This window comes from Brevundimonas sp. (genome assembly GCF_051858995.1).
Taxonomy (GTDB): domain Bacteria; phylum Pseudomonadota; class Alphaproteobacteria; order Caulobacterales; family Caulobacteraceae; genus Brevundimonas.
In genome coordinates, this window is sequence record NZ_JBHYGN010000010.1 from 16,075 (window position 1) to 29,528 (window position 13,454).

14 protein-coding genes are annotated in these 13,454 nt (G+C 68.8%); 6 read left to right on the forward strand and 8 right to left on the reverse strand.

The window, feature by feature from the left end; all coding sequences use genetic code 11:
• The first annotated feature begins 72 nt into the window (after nt 1-72).
• Nucleotides 73-795, forward strand: coding sequence for a murein L,D-transpeptidase catalytic domain-containing protein (locus tag ACTIEF_RS11205; protein WP_439472225.1), 723 nt, complete (start codon nt 73-75; stop codon nt 793-795).
• Nucleotides 796-861: 66 nt separating this feature from the next.
• On the opposite strand, the gene ACTIEF_RS11210 is transcribed toward ACTIEF_RS11205, so the two are convergent.
• The 6 genes from ACTIEF_RS11210 to ACTIEF_RS11235 all read right to left on the reverse strand — a co-directional run bounded on the left by ACTIEF_RS11210 (nt 862) and on the right by ACTIEF_RS11235 (nt 5,399).
• On the reverse strand, nt 862-2,790 hold the full coding sequence (locus ACTIEF_RS11210; protein WP_439472226.1) for a methyl-accepting chemotaxis protein: 1,929 nt from the start codon (nt 2,788-2,790) through the stop codon (nt 862-864).
• Between the two features lie 137 nt (nt 2,791-2,927).
• On the reverse strand, nt 2,928-3,203 hold the full coding sequence (locus tag ACTIEF_RS11215) for a type II toxin-antitoxin system RelE/ParE family toxin (protein ID WP_439472227.1): 276 nt from the start codon (nt 3,201-3,203) through the stop codon (nt 2,928-2,930).
• Nucleotides 3,191-3,376: a CopG family transcriptional regulator gene (locus ACTIEF_RS11220; protein ID WP_439472228.1), complete on the reverse strand. Its 186-nt coding sequence runs from the start codon at nt 3,374-3,376 to the stop codon at nt 3,191-3,193. The genes ACTIEF_RS11215 and ACTIEF_RS11220 overlap by 13 nt, the downstream gene beginning before the upstream one ends.
• A gap of 71 nt (nt 3,377-3,447) precedes the next feature.
• Nucleotides 3,448-4,722 carry a phosphoribosylamine--glycine ligase gene (purD, locus tag ACTIEF_RS11225; RefSeq protein WP_439472229.1) on the reverse strand — a complete coding sequence of 425 codons (1,275 nt, stop codon included), beginning with the start codon at nt 4,720-4,722 and terminating at the stop codon, nt 3,448-3,450.
• A gap of 57 nt (nt 4,723-4,779) precedes the next feature.
• Entirely contained in the window at nt 4,780-5,223 is a 444-nt protein-coding gene (locus tag ACTIEF_RS11230; RefSeq protein WP_439472230.1) for a hypothetical protein, read from the reverse strand.
• A 17-nt stretch (nt 5,224-5,240) separates the two neighbouring features.
• On the reverse strand, nt 5,241-5,399 hold the full coding sequence (locus tag ACTIEF_RS11235; protein WP_439472231.1) for a hypothetical protein: 159 nt from the start codon (nt 5,397-5,399) through the stop codon (nt 5,241-5,243).
• Nucleotides 5,400-5,496: 97 nt separating this feature from the next.
• Between ACTIEF_RS11235 and ACTIEF_RS11240 the strand changes: the two genes are divergently transcribed.
• The 5 genes from ACTIEF_RS11240 (at nt 5,497) to ACTIEF_RS11260 (ending at nt 11,673) form a co-directional block, all read left to right on the forward strand.
• Nucleotides 5,497-8,142, forward strand: coding sequence for a TonB-dependent receptor plug domain-containing protein (locus ACTIEF_RS11240; protein ID WP_439472232.1), 2,646 nt, complete (start codon nt 5,497-5,499; stop codon nt 8,140-8,142).
• Between the two features lie 36 nt (nt 8,143-8,178).
• Nucleotides 8,179-9,648: an exodeoxyribonuclease VII large subunit gene (gene xseA, locus ACTIEF_RS11245; protein ID WP_439472233.1), complete on the forward strand. Its 1,470-nt coding sequence runs from the start codon at nt 8,179-8,181 to the stop codon at nt 9,646-9,648.
• Nucleotides 9,649-10,025: 377 nt separating this feature from the next.
• The gene (locus ACTIEF_RS11250; protein ID WP_439472234.1) at nt 10,026-10,226 is read left to right on the forward strand and encodes a DUF2093 domain-containing protein; all 201 of its coding nucleotides are present in this window, start codon (nt 10,026-10,028) and stop codon (nt 10,224-10,226) included.
• A complete protein-coding gene (locus ACTIEF_RS11255; RefSeq protein WP_439472235.1) occupies nt 10,226-11,056 on the forward strand; it encodes a M23 family metallopeptidase in 831 nt (276 codons plus the stop codon). Before ACTIEF_RS11250 ends, ACTIEF_RS11255 begins: the two co-directional genes overlap by 1 nt.
• A 116-nt stretch (nt 11,057-11,172) precedes the next feature.
• The gene (locus ACTIEF_RS11260; protein WP_439472236.1) at nt 11,173-11,673 is read left to right on the forward strand and encodes a response regulator; all 501 of its coding nucleotides are present in this window, start codon (nt 11,173-11,175) and stop codon (nt 11,671-11,673) included.
• A 6-nt stretch (nt 11,674-11,679) separates the two neighbouring features.
• Here the strand turns inward: ACTIEF_RS11260 and ACTIEF_RS11265 are convergent, their stop codons facing one another.
• Together ACTIEF_RS11265 and ACTIEF_RS11270 are read right to left on the reverse strand one after the other, a co-directional pair.
• The gene (locus ACTIEF_RS11265) at nt 11,680-12,522 is read right to left on the reverse strand and encodes a lysophospholipid acyltransferase family protein (RefSeq protein WP_439472422.1); all 843 of its coding nucleotides are present in this window, start codon (nt 12,520-12,522) and stop codon (nt 11,680-11,682) included.
• 76 nt (nt 12,523-12,598) lie between these two features.
• Nucleotides 12,599-13,369 (reverse strand): SDR family NAD(P)-dependent oxidoreductase, encoded by a 771-nt coding sequence (locus tag ACTIEF_RS11270; protein ID WP_439472237.1) that lies wholly within the window; start codon nt 13,367-13,369, stop codon nt 12,599-12,601.
• Nucleotides 13,370-13,454 lie beyond the last annotated feature (85 nt).

Below are 13,454 nucleotides of genomic sequence, written 5' to 3' on the forward strand. Positions count from 1 at the left end.
GGCTCAGGTTGCCTTCATCCGCTCATTTTGAAACAACCCGTCACTTCCTGTGAAACATGCGAGGGGCGTCGCATGCGGCTTGCCAGACGCGGATTCATCTTGGGCGGCGCCGCCCTCCTATCGGGTTGCGCCTCCGCGGCGGCGACCCGTCCGACGGGCGCCTTCGCCCCGATCAATACGGCCCAGGCCGTTCCGGTCCAGACTCCGCGCATCGTGGTCGCGCCCGCCGAGCCCGAGACCATCACGGCCCAGCTCAACTCCACCCGCCTGCTGGACCCGCGTGGTCAGGTTCGTCCCGAACTGATGGAACGCGCCTTGGCCGCCATGGACATCCACGGCCGAAAGATCACCCAGCGCGACCGGATGTATCTGGTCGACTTCACCAAATTCTCGGGTGACGAGCGCCTGTACGAAGTCGATCTCGAAGGCGGCGCGGTCACCCTGATGCGCACCTGCCACGGGCGCGGGTCGGACCCGGATCACTCCGGCTACGCCAAGACCTTCTCCAACACCCCGGAAAGCTTCAAGTCCTCGGTCGGCGCCTTCGCCACGGCCGGGGCGGGCTGGGGCGCCCAGCAGGGGCCGAATGTCCTGCTCGATGGGCTGGAGTACACCAACAACAACGCCCGTGAGCGCGCCATCATCGTCCACGGCGCCGACTACGCCGACCCGGCCTTCCTGGCCCGCGAGGGCAAGCTGGGTCGCTCGTACGGCTGCTTCTCGGTCGCCCACACCGACCTGCCCCGCCTGCGCGAACGCATGGGCGAAGGCCGCCTGCTCTTCGCCTGGGCCTGAGTCAGAAAGGCCGGGCCGGACATCGTCCGACCCGGCCCTGATTTCTCTTCAGCCTGATCTCAGGCTTCAAAACTCCTCCCAGCCGTCTTCCGCCGGATGCGATTTCGGCGCCGCGCCGCCGTGGCCCACCGTCTTCATCTGCGGGACCGGAGCATGGCGCACCGCCGGACGGGCGGCGGGGGCAGGGGCGGGCGTGCGGGCCGGGGCGGGCGTATCGCCGATCTGGAAGCGCGACACCGAACTGGCCAGCACCTCGGCCTCCTGTGACAGCGAGTGGCTAGCGGCGGTCGATTCCTCGACCATGGCCGCGTTCTGCTGGGTCACCTGATCCATCTGGTTCACGGCGGTGTTCACCTGTTGCAGGCCGGTGGCCTGCTCCTGCGCCGAGGCGGCGATTTCGGACACCAGCCCGTCGATCTCGGCCACGCGGCTGACGATCCGCTGCAGGGCTTCGCCGGTCTGACCGACCAGGTTCACGCCCGCGTTCACCTGCTGGCTCGAGGCCGTGATCAGGGTCTTGATCTCCTTGGCGGCCTCGGCCGAGCGCTGGGCCAGGGCCCGGACTTCCGACGCCACCACCGCGAAGCCGCGGCCGGAGTCCCCGGCGCGCGCCGCTTCCACGCCCGCGTTCAGGGCCAGCAGATTGGTCTGGAAGGCGATCTCGTCGATCACGCCGACGATCTGGCTGATTTCCTGCGACGACTTCTCGATGGCGCTCATGGCGCCGACGGCGTCGCGCACGACATGGCCGCTGGTCTCCGCATCGTCCTTGGCCGCCTGCACGGTCTGCGAGGCCTGACGGGCGCCCGAGGCGGTCTTGTTCACGGTGGCGGTGATCTGATCCAGCGCGGCGGCGGTCTCTTCCAGCGAAGCGGCCTGCTGTTCGGTCCGGCGCGACAGGTCGTCGGCGGCATGGCTGATCTCGCCCGAGCCCGACCGGATGGCCGAGACATTGGTCACCACCACCGACATCGCCGACTTCAGCTGGGCGATGGCCGCGTTGAAGTCGTTCTGCAGCTTGGCGTAGTGCGGCGGGAAGGGCTGCGTCAGGCTGTAGGTCAGGTCGCCGCGCATCAGGTGATCCAGGCCCTCGCCCAGGGCGGCGACCACCACGGCCTGCTCCCGCGCCGCGGCTTCGGTCATCTGCTGGTTCTTCGCGCGTTCGGTCTCGGTGGCGCTGCGGTTGGCGACGGCTTCGGCTTCCAGCCGATCCGCCGTGATGGCGGCTTCGCGGAACACTTCCAGCGCGGCGGCCATCTGGCCGACTTCGTCATGGCGCTGCAGGCCGGGGATGTCCGAGGTCTTGTCGCCGGCGGCCAGGGCGCGCATCCGCGCCGACAGGGCCACCACCGGGCGGGACACCGAGCGACCGATCATCGCCCCGCCCACGCCCATGGCCACGATCACCAGCAGGGCCATCGAGCCCAGGGCCAGCGCCGCCTTGGCGACCAGGCCGATGATCTCGTCGGTGTAGACGCCCGAACCGATCACCCAGCCCCACGGCGCGAAGCCCTTCACGAACGAGATCTTGGGCGAAGCCGCTTCCTGCCCCGGCTTGTTCCACTGATAGGCGACAAAGCCCTGGCCGTCGGCGCGGACCACCTCGACCATCTTCTGGAACATCTGCACGCCGTCGGCATCGACGTTCTGGCTGATGTCGGCGCCGTCCAGTTTCGGGTTGGTCGGGTGCATCACCATGTTGGGATGCATGTCGTTGATCCAGAAGTAGTCCTCGCCGCCATAGCGCAGGCTCTTCAGCGTCGCCTTTGCGGCCTCCTGGGCCTGGGCTTCCGTCATCAACCCGGCGGTCTGCTGGGCGTGATAGTGCGCCACCACGCTGTGGGCGACCTCGACGGTCTTCTGCGTCCGGTCTGCGACCTCGCTACGCAGCGTGTTGTTCAACTGCATGAGCGAGAGGCCCAGGACGATCAGCAACCCCGCTACCGCGAGCAGGGTCAGCAGGCTGATGCGTTTGCCGATCGTCAGGGCTTTCATGGGCGATCCGAGAACTGGATGGAGGGAGACACCTCACATCCCATCGCTCTCTGAAAAGCTGACTAATCAGCGATTAGGCATAACTCCGTATAGTTACGCTAACGATGCACTCCCGCGAGGCGGGAGGGGGAGGTCCGTCAGCGCTCGGGCCGTCGCGCCGACTGGCGAACCTGCAGGATGCGCACCTCATCGCCTACGACCGCATACTGGACGATGTAGGGCCGTACGAGAGTCAGCTCTCTCACCCACGGCAGCACGAGGCGGCCACGTTCGGGAAACTCCGAGAGGTCGAAGGTCGCTTTCAGCAATCTGGTCCGGTACCGCCCGGCGGCGTTCGGATTGTCGGCGGCGATGTAGGCCACGATGGCCTCGAGTTCGTCGAGGGCTTCAGATGACCAGCTTACTCGCCGCATTTCGGCTTGGGCAGCGGGTTGTCAGTCCCCCACGACGCGACCCAGCGCATCACCGCCTCGTTGGAGACGAAGTTCCCGGCAGCCATGTCCGCCATGCGCCGACGAAGTTCGGCCTCGTCCACCTCGTTAAAGACGGCTGGCTCTTCCTGAAACTCGCGAGGCGGTTCGGTCATGCCGCATCATGCCACGGATTTTCGGTCATGGCGCGCGCTCTCAACCAGAGCGAGCGGTTTGCTGCCCGTGCCTATCCCCGCTCCAGCGCGCGCCAGCCGATGTCGGTGCGATTGAAGCCGCCCGGCCAGTCGATTTTCTTGATCGCGGCATAGGCGCGCTGGCGGGCCTCGGCGATATCCGCGCCACGGGCGCAGACGTTCAGCACCCGACCGCCGGCGGCGACCAGTTGGCCGTCCTCGCGGCGCTTGGTCCCGGCGTGGAAGACCTGCACATGCGGGCCAAAATCCTGCTCGGCCCCCCGGATGATCGAGCCCTCGACCGGGCTGTCGGGATAGCCCTGCGCCGCCATGACCACGCAGATCACCGTCTCGGTCAGGAACTCCGGCAGGACGGCGCGGCTCAGGTCGCCGCGGGCGCAGGCCAGCAGCATCGGCACGATGTCGCCGCCCAGACGCATCATCAGCACCTGGCACTCCGGATCGCCGAAGCGGGCGTTGAACTCCACCACCTTCGGGCCGTCGGCGGTGGCCATCAGACCGGCGTACAGGACGCCGCGATAGGGCATGCCTTCCTTGGCCATGCCCTCGATCACCGGGCGAACGACCTCGCGCTCCGCGGCCTCGACCAGTTCGGGCGTGAACACCGGGGCGGGCGAATAGGCGCCCATGCCGCCCGTATTCGGACCCAGATCACCGTCATAGGCGCGCTTGTGGTCCTGGGCGCCGCCCAGCAGCACATAGTCGCGGCCGTCGGACAGGGCGAACAGCGAGCCTTCCTCGCCGTCCATGAACTCTTCGATCACCACGCGGGCGCCGGCCTGGCCGAAGCGGCCGCCCAGCATCCATTCGATCTCGCGCTCGGCTTCGCGCTTGGTCGGCGAGATGGCCACGCCCTTGCCCGCGGCCAGACCGTCGGCCTTGATCACATAGGGCGGCTTGAACACCGTCAGCGCCTGACGCGCCTCGTGCAGCCGCTCATAGACGCCGAAACCGGCGGTCGGGATCTCGTGTCGCTCCATGAAGGCCTTGGAGAAGGCCTTGGAGGTTTCCAGCTGCGCCGCCTTGGCGGTGGGGCCGAAGCAGGGGATGCCCGCGGCGGCCAGCCGGTCGGCCAGACCCTGCTCCAGCGCGCTCTCCGGGCCGACGACGACCAGATCCGCGCGCATCTCCCGCGCCAGCGCCGCCAGCTGCTCGGCGTCCGTGGCTTTTACAGCCACCAGTTCGCCCAGCTTCTCCATACCCGGATTGCCCGGCGCGATGACCAGCCGCTTCACCAGAGGCGACTGGGCGATTTTCCACGCCAGGGCGTGCTCGCGCCCACCTGATCCGACCAGCAGGATGTTCATCAGCGCCGATTACCGCACCTGCGAAGGCGGTCAAGTCACCATCAGGCTTAAAGCGCCTCAGACGCCTGGCGGCGGGGTCCATTCCGGCAGGGCGGCCAGCTGGGTGGCGGTCAGGACAGTGGTCAGGTTTTTCTCGGTCCCGTTGTCGTGGGCGATGGGGCTGACGTCGGCGATCGGCAGGGCCACCTTGCGGTCTCCGGGGCCTTCCAGCTCGACCACGACCTGTGTCAGCGCGCCCGAGGCGTCCAGCACCAGAATGTCCACATCGCCGAGGTCGGTGTGGTCCGCCGAGACCAGATCGGCGTCCTCCAGCTCCTTGCGGGTCATGCCGAAGGCCAGGGCGGCGGACGCCTGGGCCGTGTCGGCGCGGTTTTCGGTGACGGCTTCCGGCGCCGCGCCGGCGGCAGGGGCCTGCACGACGTCGTCGCTCTTGTTGTCGGAACAGGCCGCGACGGTCAGCAGGCTGACGGCGGCGGCGCTCAGAAGGGCGGTGCGGATCATCTCTATACTCCTCGGGATCAAAGCAGGGCGGACGCGACGTAGACCAGCGCGCCCAGCATCAGGATGCCGCCGATGACCACCCACGGGCTGACCGCCGGCGCATCACTGCGACGGCGCAGTCCCCGTTCGCGCGGGGTCTGGTCCTCAGGGTCCGTGTTGGGGGGATCGGCGGGCATGCGGGACCAACGGTCCACACCTGAACGGCGTTCCCTTGCCTCTCCTGCGACGCTTCACCCTGTCGCTCCGCGCCAAGGGAGCTTAGACCCCCCGCCCATGTCCGAGTCCCGTAAAGCCGACCTCCGCCTGTCCCTCCTCGCCGGCGCCGCCCTCTGCGCCTTCGCCGGCGCCGCGAACGCCCAATCCGGGGCCCAGACCGCGCCCGCCGCGCTGGATGAGGTGGTCGTCACCGGCTCCCGCCTGTCCGGCGCCCATCGCCTCGCTCCCGTCGAGGTCATCGGTCGCGACCAGCTTGAGGCCGCCGCCGTCACCGACCCGGCCCGCATGCTCCAGCTCTTCACCGCCAACTCGGGCTCCGAGGCCCAGGTCGATCAGCTGAACCAGCCCCAGAGCTCGGGCACCGCCCAGTTCAATCTTCGCAACCTCGGCCTCGGCTCGACCCTCGTGCTCGTCGACGGCCTGCGCTGGACCTCCAGCGCCGCCGTCGCCACCGACGGCTCGGCCTATGTCGACATCAACAGCCTCGTGCCCCTGATCGCCCTGGAGCGGGTCGAGGCCTTCAAGGACGGCGCCTCGGCGGTCTACGGCTCCGACGCCGTGGCCGGGGTGGTCAACTTCATCACCCGCTCCGGCGTGGACCGCCCCGAGCTGCGCGCCCGCTACGGCGTGATGGACGGCGCCGAGGACAGCCTGATCGAGGCCATCGGCGGCGCGACCCTGCTGGGCGGCGACCTGACGCTGGCGGGCTCCTACGCTCACCGCTCGGCCCTCGGCTCGGACGAGCGCGACTTCACCCAGGCCGAGGCCTATGGCCGCGCGGGCTGGACCGCCGTCACCAGCTACGGCCAGCCGGGCTCGTATTTCCGCCCCAGCACGAACGGCTACGCCCCGGACCCGGACTGCGCCAACCCGGCCTTCACCCACGCATTCCGCAACAGCCCGTCCGACGCCTTCTGCCGTCTCGACTATTCGGACTTCTTCGACCTCGCGCCGGAAGAGACCCGCACCCAGCTGTTCGCCGACTGGCGCCGCCCGGCGGGCGCCGTCGAGGTTCGCCTGCAAGCCGCCTGGTCTTCGACCGAGACCATCGCCCGTCAGAGCCCGTCCCTGCCCATCCTCGCCCGCGCCCTCAGCGTCCCGGCCAACCATCCGGACAATCCGTTCGGCGAGGCGGTCCTGTTCCGCGGCCGCCTGCTGGGCGCCGAGGCGGGCGCCTCGGAAGCCGTCTTCGACTATGAGACCTGGCGCCTGTCCGGCGGCGTCTCGGGCCAGTTCGCCAACGGCTGGGACTGGGACGCCTCGGTGACCTCCAGCCGCCAGCACATCGCCTACGACAAGCCCGACACCATCGGCACGGCCCTGCAGAACGCCCTCAACGGTCTGGGCGGCGCGGGCTGCAACCCGTCCACGGGCGCGCCCGGCGTCGGGCCCTGCCAGTGGTTCAACCCCTTCGGCAGCGCCTTCCTTGGAACCGGAACGGCCAACAGCCCTCAGCTGGTCTCCAGCCTGATCGGCTCCACCGGCCTGCGCGGCGCCTCCACCCTGACCACGGTCGATCTCCAGACCAACGGCCGCGCCCTGACGTGGGACGGCGGCCGCCTCGACCTGGCCTTCGGCGCCCAGTACCGCCGCAGCGGCCTGCGTCACGACTGGAGCGATCTGGTCAATTCGGGCGACCTGCTGACCGCCGGCTATTCCCCCGACTTCGAGGGCGCGCAGGACGTCTTCGCCGCCTTCGCCGAAGCCCGCCTGAAGCTGGGCGAGCGCATCGAGGCCCAACTGGCCCTGCGCGAGGAGGTCTATGACGGCGGCGCCGACGCCCTCAGCCCGCGTGTCGCCGTCCGCTGGGACGCCACCGATACCCTGGCCCTGCGCGCCTCATGGGGGCAGGGCTTCCGCGCCCCCTCGGTCTTCACCCTGTCGGGCGCCCAGGCGTCCCAGCCCTCGGTCTTCGACCGGGGCGCCTTCGTCTTCGTCAACACCCTGACCACCGGTGATCCCGACCTGAAGCCCGAGAAGTCCGAGACCCTGACCCTCGGCGCGATCTGGACCCCGCTGCCCGGCCTGCGTCTCGGCCTTGACGCCTGGCGGATCGATTACACCGACCTGATCGTCAAGGAGTCGGCCCAGGCGATTATCAATCAGGCCGCCGCCGACGATCTGGCCGGCCTGACCGGCACGCCCGCCCAGCAGCGCGTCACCCGCGCGGGCAACGGCGCCCTGACCTTCGTGGACCTGCGCTTCATCAACGCCTCGTCCATCGAGACGCAGGGGCTGGACCTGTCCGCCCGCTATGACCGCGACCTGCTCAGCGGCGTCTTCACCGCCGCCGCCACCTGGACCTATGTTGACAAGTACGACATCCGCCTGAGCCCCGGCGCCGCCGCGACCTCGGGCCTCGGTTCGACCAACCAGAACACCATCGCCCGCTCCCTGCCTCAGGACCGGGGCGAGGTCTCGCTCGGCTGGAGCGGCGCGCGCGACACCGTCACCGTTCTGGCCCACTACACCAGCGGCTACCGCAACGACCGCAGCGGCATCACCGACGCCACCATCGACAGCTGGACCACGGTCGACCTGCAGTACGCTCGCGCCGTCACCCCGTCGCTGGACCTGTCGGTGGGCGTGGTGAACCTCGCCGATTCCGATCCGCCTCTGGCCCAATTCGCCCTCGGCTATGATCCGGTGGTCGCCGATCCGCGCGGACGCATCGTCACCATCGGCCTGACCAAGCGGTTCTGAGTTTCGCGGCGCACCCGACCTCGCTAGGCTGACCGCATGACTGACGACTACGTCTTCGAAGGCCCGGCCGAGGAACCGGTCGCGCCGCGCGATAACAATCCTCCGCTGTCGATCTCCGAGCTGTCCTTCGCCCTCAAGCGGACGCTCGAGGATCGCTTCAGCCATGTCCGGCTACGCGGCGAAATCTCGAAGGTGAACCACCACGCCTCGGGCCACGTCTATCTGACGCTCAAGGACGACAAGTCGGCCATCGACGGCGTCGTCTGGAAGGGCGTTGTGCGCGGTCTCGGCGTCCGGCCCGAGTCGGGGCTCGAAGTCATCGTCACCGGCAAGATCACCTCCTATCCGGCCCGGTCGTCCTACCAGATCGTCATCGAGACCATGGAGGCGGCGGGGGCGGGGGCCCTGCTGGCCCAGTTGGAGCGGCTCAAGGCCCGCCTGGCGGGCGAGGGCCTGTTCGAGGGGGCGCGCAAGAAGCCTATCCCGGCCTTCCCGGCCACTGTCGGCGTCATCACCAGCCCGACCGGCGCCGTCATCCGCGACATCCTGCATCGTATTTCCGAGCGCTGGCCCTGCCGGGTCATCGTCTGGCCGGTGGTCGTGCAGGGCGACGCCGCGGCGGCTCAGGTCGCCAACGCCGTGCGCGGCTTCGACGCCATGCGGCCCGACGGCCCCATCCCGCGTCCCGACATCGTCATCGTCGCCCGCGGCGGCGGCTCGGTCGAAGACCTCTGGGCCTTCAATGACGAGGCTCTGGCCCGCACCGTCGCCGCCGCCACCATCCCGATCATCTCGGCCGTCGGGCACGAGACCGACACCACCCTGATCGACTTCGTCTCGGATCGCCGCGCCCCGACGCCCACCGGCGCCGCCGAGATCGCCACGCCGGTTCTGGCGGACCTGCAATACGCCGTCGCCGACTTCGAGCGCCGTCTGGCCCGCGCCGGTGGTCGCCTGCTTGAGGATCGCCGCACCCGCCTCCGCGCCGCCGCGCGGGGCTTGCCCGCCCGGCCCGAGGACTTGCTGGCCCTGCCCAGCCAGAGGCTCGATCACGTCAGCAGCAAACTCGGATCGGCGCTGGAGCGCCATCGCAGCGAGAAGGCGCACCAGCTCGTCAGTGTCGCCGCCCGCCTGACGCCGACGGTCCTGAACCGCGCCATTGAACGCCGCACAGACCGACTGATCGCTTTCTCCGAACGGTTCGAGCCTGCGGTCCGCCGTCGCCTCGACCGGGACCAGACCCGCCTCGCCGCCCTGTCCCGCGCCCTGACCAGCCTTGACCCCAAACGGCCCAAGCCAGGCTTCGCCCGCGTCGAGGACGAACACGGCGCCATGATCGCGTCGGCCTCGGGCCTGCATGACGGTCAGGCCGTCCGCCTGGTATTCGCCGACGGCTCCAAGGGCGCCCGCATCGACGGGGAGGGGGGCGACCCGATCCCCGCCCCAAAGCCCCGTCCCTCCCCGAAGCCCAAACCGGCGGCGCCGGGACAGGGTGATCTATTTTAAACCCCTCTCCCTGAGGGAGAGGGAGGGGCCCACGCCGTCAGGCGTGGGAGGGAGTGGGGTCACCCGCCAGCCGCCCCTGACTCGCGCCCAACCTCCCACCACCCAAACCCCACACCCTCCCACCGACTTCGTCGGCGGGCCCCACCCTCTCCCCACGGGAGAGGGAGCTTTGTGAGCGCACGTCCAAATTTGACGCACCGGCATGCCACACTGCGCTCCGGTCTTTGAAATCGTCATCTCACCGGTTGAGCCGCCCCCCGCACACCCCGCCCCACGCGAAAATGTGCACGATGTGCACTCCATTTTTTTCTGAGTGCACATTTCCGACCGGCCGATCCGCCTTGGCGCCTGACGCTCGGTCAAGCTAGGTTAACGGCATGGACCAGACAGCCAATCCGCAGGCCACCCTTCACTACGGCGACGGCGAGTTCGCCGTGCTCAAGCCGGGCAAGTTCGTGACCTGCGCCGTCTCCGGCAAGCCGATCCCGCTGGAGACCCTGCGCTACTGGTCCGCCAGCCTGCAGGAAGCCTACGCCGGACCGGCCGAGGCCTTCCAGCGACTGGGACAACAGCCCTGATGCTGGACCGGCGCGGCCTTCTGGCCGGAAGCGCGGCCCTGCTCGCCGCCGGCGCCGCCCGCGCGCAGACGGCCTCGCCCGATCTCGACCTGACCGGCCGCTTCGTTCAGGGCGGCCACGCCATCGGTCGCACCTGGCCGCGCGCCCTCGTCTTCGTGGACGGCGAGTCCCTGACCGCCGCCTCGGCGGACGGCTGGTTCATCGTCGGCTTCGACCGCGACGCGCCGGGCAGCGTCGAGATCGAGGTCCGCTCGGAAGGACGCTCGGCCCGCCGCCTTCTCGACGTCGCGCGCGGAACCTTCCCCTCGACGGTGGTCAACGGCCTGCCGCCCGCGACGGTCGAGCCGTCCGACCCGGCCCTGCTGGCTCGCATCCGGGACGAGGTCGCGCTGAAGACCGAGGGCTTCGCCAGCCGCACCGACGCCGACAGCTTCCGCGACGGTTTCGTCTGGCCGCTGGAAAGCTACCGCGTCACCAGCCGCTGGGGCGCCCAGCGGGTTCTGAACGGCACGCCCGCCCGTCCGCACTACGGCATCGACCTGGCGGCGCCGCAGGGTTCGGCCATCCGCGCCCCCGCCGCCGGTCGCGTGACCCTGGCCCAGCCCGCCCTGCATTTCGAAGGCGGACTGGTCCTGATCGACCATGGACAGGGGCTGATCACCGCCTATCTGCACCAGTCGCGGCTGGAGGTTCGGCAGGGGCAGGAGCTGATGCGCGGCGAGCTGATCGGCCGTGTCGGCATGACCGGTCGAGCCACCGGACCGCATCTCTGCTGGCGCATGAAGTGGCGGGATCGCAACCTCGATCCGTCGCTTCTGGTCAAAACCTGAACAAGCTTAGCCATTTACGGCCAAGCTGAACAGTGATCGGTCATGGACGGACGACGAATCCGGCCCTAGACCTGCTGGACTCAGACGGCTTCGCAGTTACCGACCAAGCTTCCGACATGTCCTCCCTCGCTTCGCTTCAGGTTCTTCTGGTTGACGACAACCAGCACATGAGGGCGATCACCTCGGCCGTTCTGCAGTCCGCCGGCATCCGCAAGGTGCGCGAGGCCGCCGACGGCGTCGCCGCGCTCGAGATGCTCCGCGAGCATCCCGCCGACCTCGTCATCGTCGACTTCAACATGTTCCCACTGGACGGCGTCGAGTTCACCCGTCTGGTCCGCAACAGCCCGGACAGCGCCAATCCCTATCTGCCGATCATCATGATGACCGGCCATTCGGAGAAGAGTCGGGTCTATGAGGCGCGGGACGCCGGGGTGACCGAGTTCGTGGTCAAGCCGATCACGGCCAAGGCCATCCTCGACCGCATCCAGGCTGTCATCTTCCGCCCGCGCCCCTTCGTGAAGACCGACGGCTATTTCGGCCCGGATCGCCGCCGGGTGCAGAGCGCGGAATACAAGGGCGAGAAGCGCCGCGCCACCGACCGCCCCCACGACATCTGAGCGGAGTCAGGCCTCGGGCGGCAGGGCGTCATAGACCTTCTGCGGCCATCGCTTGTGGACCCAGAACCAGTCGGCCGGAACCTCGCGCACCCGGTCCTCGACGAAGGTTGTGATCGCCTGCACGCCGCGCGTGATGTCGGCCTGCCGGTCGCCGGAGGGCGTGATCTCGATGGGCTCATGCGCCGTGACCCGGAAGCGGGCGCGGGGCAGCCGCACTACCGAGATCGGCTGTAGCACCGTCCCGAACCGAAGCGCCAGCCGCGACGGCCCGGGCGCCGCGTTCACCGGCTGGCCGAAGAACTGGACCTCGGGACCCTCCGAGAATTTCTGGTCGTTCATCAGGGCTACCGACTCGCCCCGTTGCAGGCCATGCAGCAGCTCCCGCGCCCCGTCCCCGCCCTTGGGCGCGAACAGCTTCACCCCGTACCGGGCCCGCGCCTCGCGGATCTGGGCGTCCACATAGGGGTTGTTGGCGGCGCGGTAGGTGATCTGGCACGGCACGCCGGACGCCAGGATCACGCTGGCCATGGTCTCGAAACAGGCCAGATGGCCCGAGACGAAGACGACCGGCTTGCCGCCGTCGCGAATGGCGTGGAACCGCTCGAGGCCCACCACCTCCAGACGGCCGCTGTCGACCGTGATCCGGTCCAGCAGCGGCGTCTCGGCGAAGGTCCGCCCGACCCGGTCCCAGGCTTCCAGCGCCAGTGCCTTGCGCTCCGCCGCCGGCATGTCGGGGAAGGCGATGCGCAGGTTGCTGACTACCGTCTTGTGGGTTCCGGTCAGCGGCCCGAGCGTCCGCAGCAGCCAGCCGCCTAGGTTCGAGGCCCGATCCACGTCCAGCAGACGCATCAAGCCCACAAAGCCGGCGAAGGCCGCGGCTTCAAGCCGCCAGACAAGGTCCTGACCGAAACTCACCTTGTGTCCTTCACCAGGCAATCGTCAGCCCGCCGTCCACGACCAGGGTCTGGCCGGTCACATAGGCGGCGGCCTTCGAGCACAGATAGACGGCGGTGCCCGCGATCTCGTCCGGCTGGCCGATGCGCTTCATCGGGTTCGGCTCCACCGTCACCTTCAGCACTTCTTCATTTTCCCAGAGGTAGCGGGCGAAGTCGGTCTGGATCAGGCCCGGCGCGATGCAGTTGACCCGCACGTTCGACGGTCCGAACTCCACCGCCAGGTTCCGCACCAGCTGCATGTCCGCCGCCTTGGACACGTTGTAAGCGCCGATCAGGGCGTTGCCGCGCAGGCCGCCGACCGACGAGATGATCAGGATCGCTCCGTCCTTCCGCTCCAGCATCTGCGGCGCGACCATCTGGGTCAGCCAGTGATTGGCCAGCACATTGTTATGGAAGATCTTCTGGAACTGGTCGTCCGAGATCCCCGCCATCGGCCCGGCGTAGGGGTTCGAGGCGGCGTTGCAGACCAGGATGTCGATCTTGCCGAAGGCCGCATTGGTCTCATCGACCAGCCGCTGAAGGTCATCCTTCGAGGCGATGTTGGCCGGAATGGCGATGGCGGTGCCCGCGCCATACTTGGCGTTCAGGGCATTCGCCACTTCCTCGCAGGGCTCGGCCTTGCGGGACGAGATCACCACCTTGGCGCCGTGCTCGGCCATCCGCTCGGCGATCGCCTTGCCGATGCCCTTGGAGGAGCCGGTAATCACCGCGACCTTGCCGGTCAGGTCGAACAATTCCATCGTTAACCTCGAAAGCGTGGGGAGAATCCGTCTCCGGACCCTATGCGTAGCACCGTGATACCCCGATACTCGGGCGATTCCATCC

Coding starts and splice junctions, on each gene's coding strand:
- xseA (WP_439472233.1), top strand. CDS start 8,179: ATGACTGACGACTACGTCTTCGAAGGCCCGGCCGAGGAACCGGTCGCG.
- ACTIEF_RS11240 (WP_439472232.1), top strand. CDS start 5,497: ATGTCCGAGTCCCGTAAAGCCGACCTCCGCCTGTCCCTCCTCGCCGGC.
- purD (WP_439472229.1), bottom strand. CDS start 4,722: ATGAACATCCTGCTGGTCGGATCAGGTGGGCGCGAGCACGCCCTGGCG.
- ACTIEF_RS11235 (WP_439472231.1), bottom strand. CDS start 5,399: ATGCCCGCCGATCCCCCCAACACGGACCCTGAGGACCAGACCCCGCGC.
- ACTIEF_RS11260 (WP_439472236.1), top strand. CDS start 11,173: ATGTCCTCCCTCGCTTCGCTTCAGGTTCTTCTGGTTGACGACAACCAG.
- ACTIEF_RS11210 (WP_439472226.1), bottom strand. CDS start 2,790: ATGAAAGCCCTGACGATCGGCAAACGCATCAGCCTGCTGACCCTGCTC.
- ACTIEF_RS11250 (WP_439472234.1), top strand. CDS start 10,026: ATGGACCAGACAGCCAATCCGCAGGCCACCCTTCACTACGGCGACGGC.
- ACTIEF_RS11205 (WP_439472225.1), top strand. CDS start 73: ATGCGGCTTGCCAGACGCGGATTCATCTTGGGCGGCGCCGCCCTCCTA.
- ACTIEF_RS11270 (WP_439472237.1), bottom strand. CDS start 13,369: ATGGAATTGTTCGACCTGACCGGCAAGGTCGCGGTGATTACCGGCTCC.
- ACTIEF_RS11265 (WP_439472422.1), bottom strand. CDS start 12,522: ATGCGTCTGCTGGACGTGGATCGGGCCTCGAACCTAGGCGGCTGGCTG.
- ACTIEF_RS11215 (WP_439472227.1), bottom strand. CDS start 3,203: ATGCGGCGAGTAAGCTGGTCATCTGAAGCCCTCGACGAACTCGAGGCC.
- ACTIEF_RS11220 (WP_439472228.1), bottom strand. CDS start 3,376: ATGACCGAACCGCCTCGCGAGTTTCAGGAAGAGCCAGCCGTCTTTAAC.
- ACTIEF_RS11255 (WP_439472235.1), top strand. CDS start 10,226: ATGCTGGACCGGCGCGGCCTTCTGGCCGGAAGCGCGGCCCTGCTCGCC.
- ACTIEF_RS11230 (WP_439472230.1), bottom strand. CDS start 5,223: ATGATCCGCACCGCCCTTCTGAGCGCCGCCGCCGTCAGCCTGCTGACC.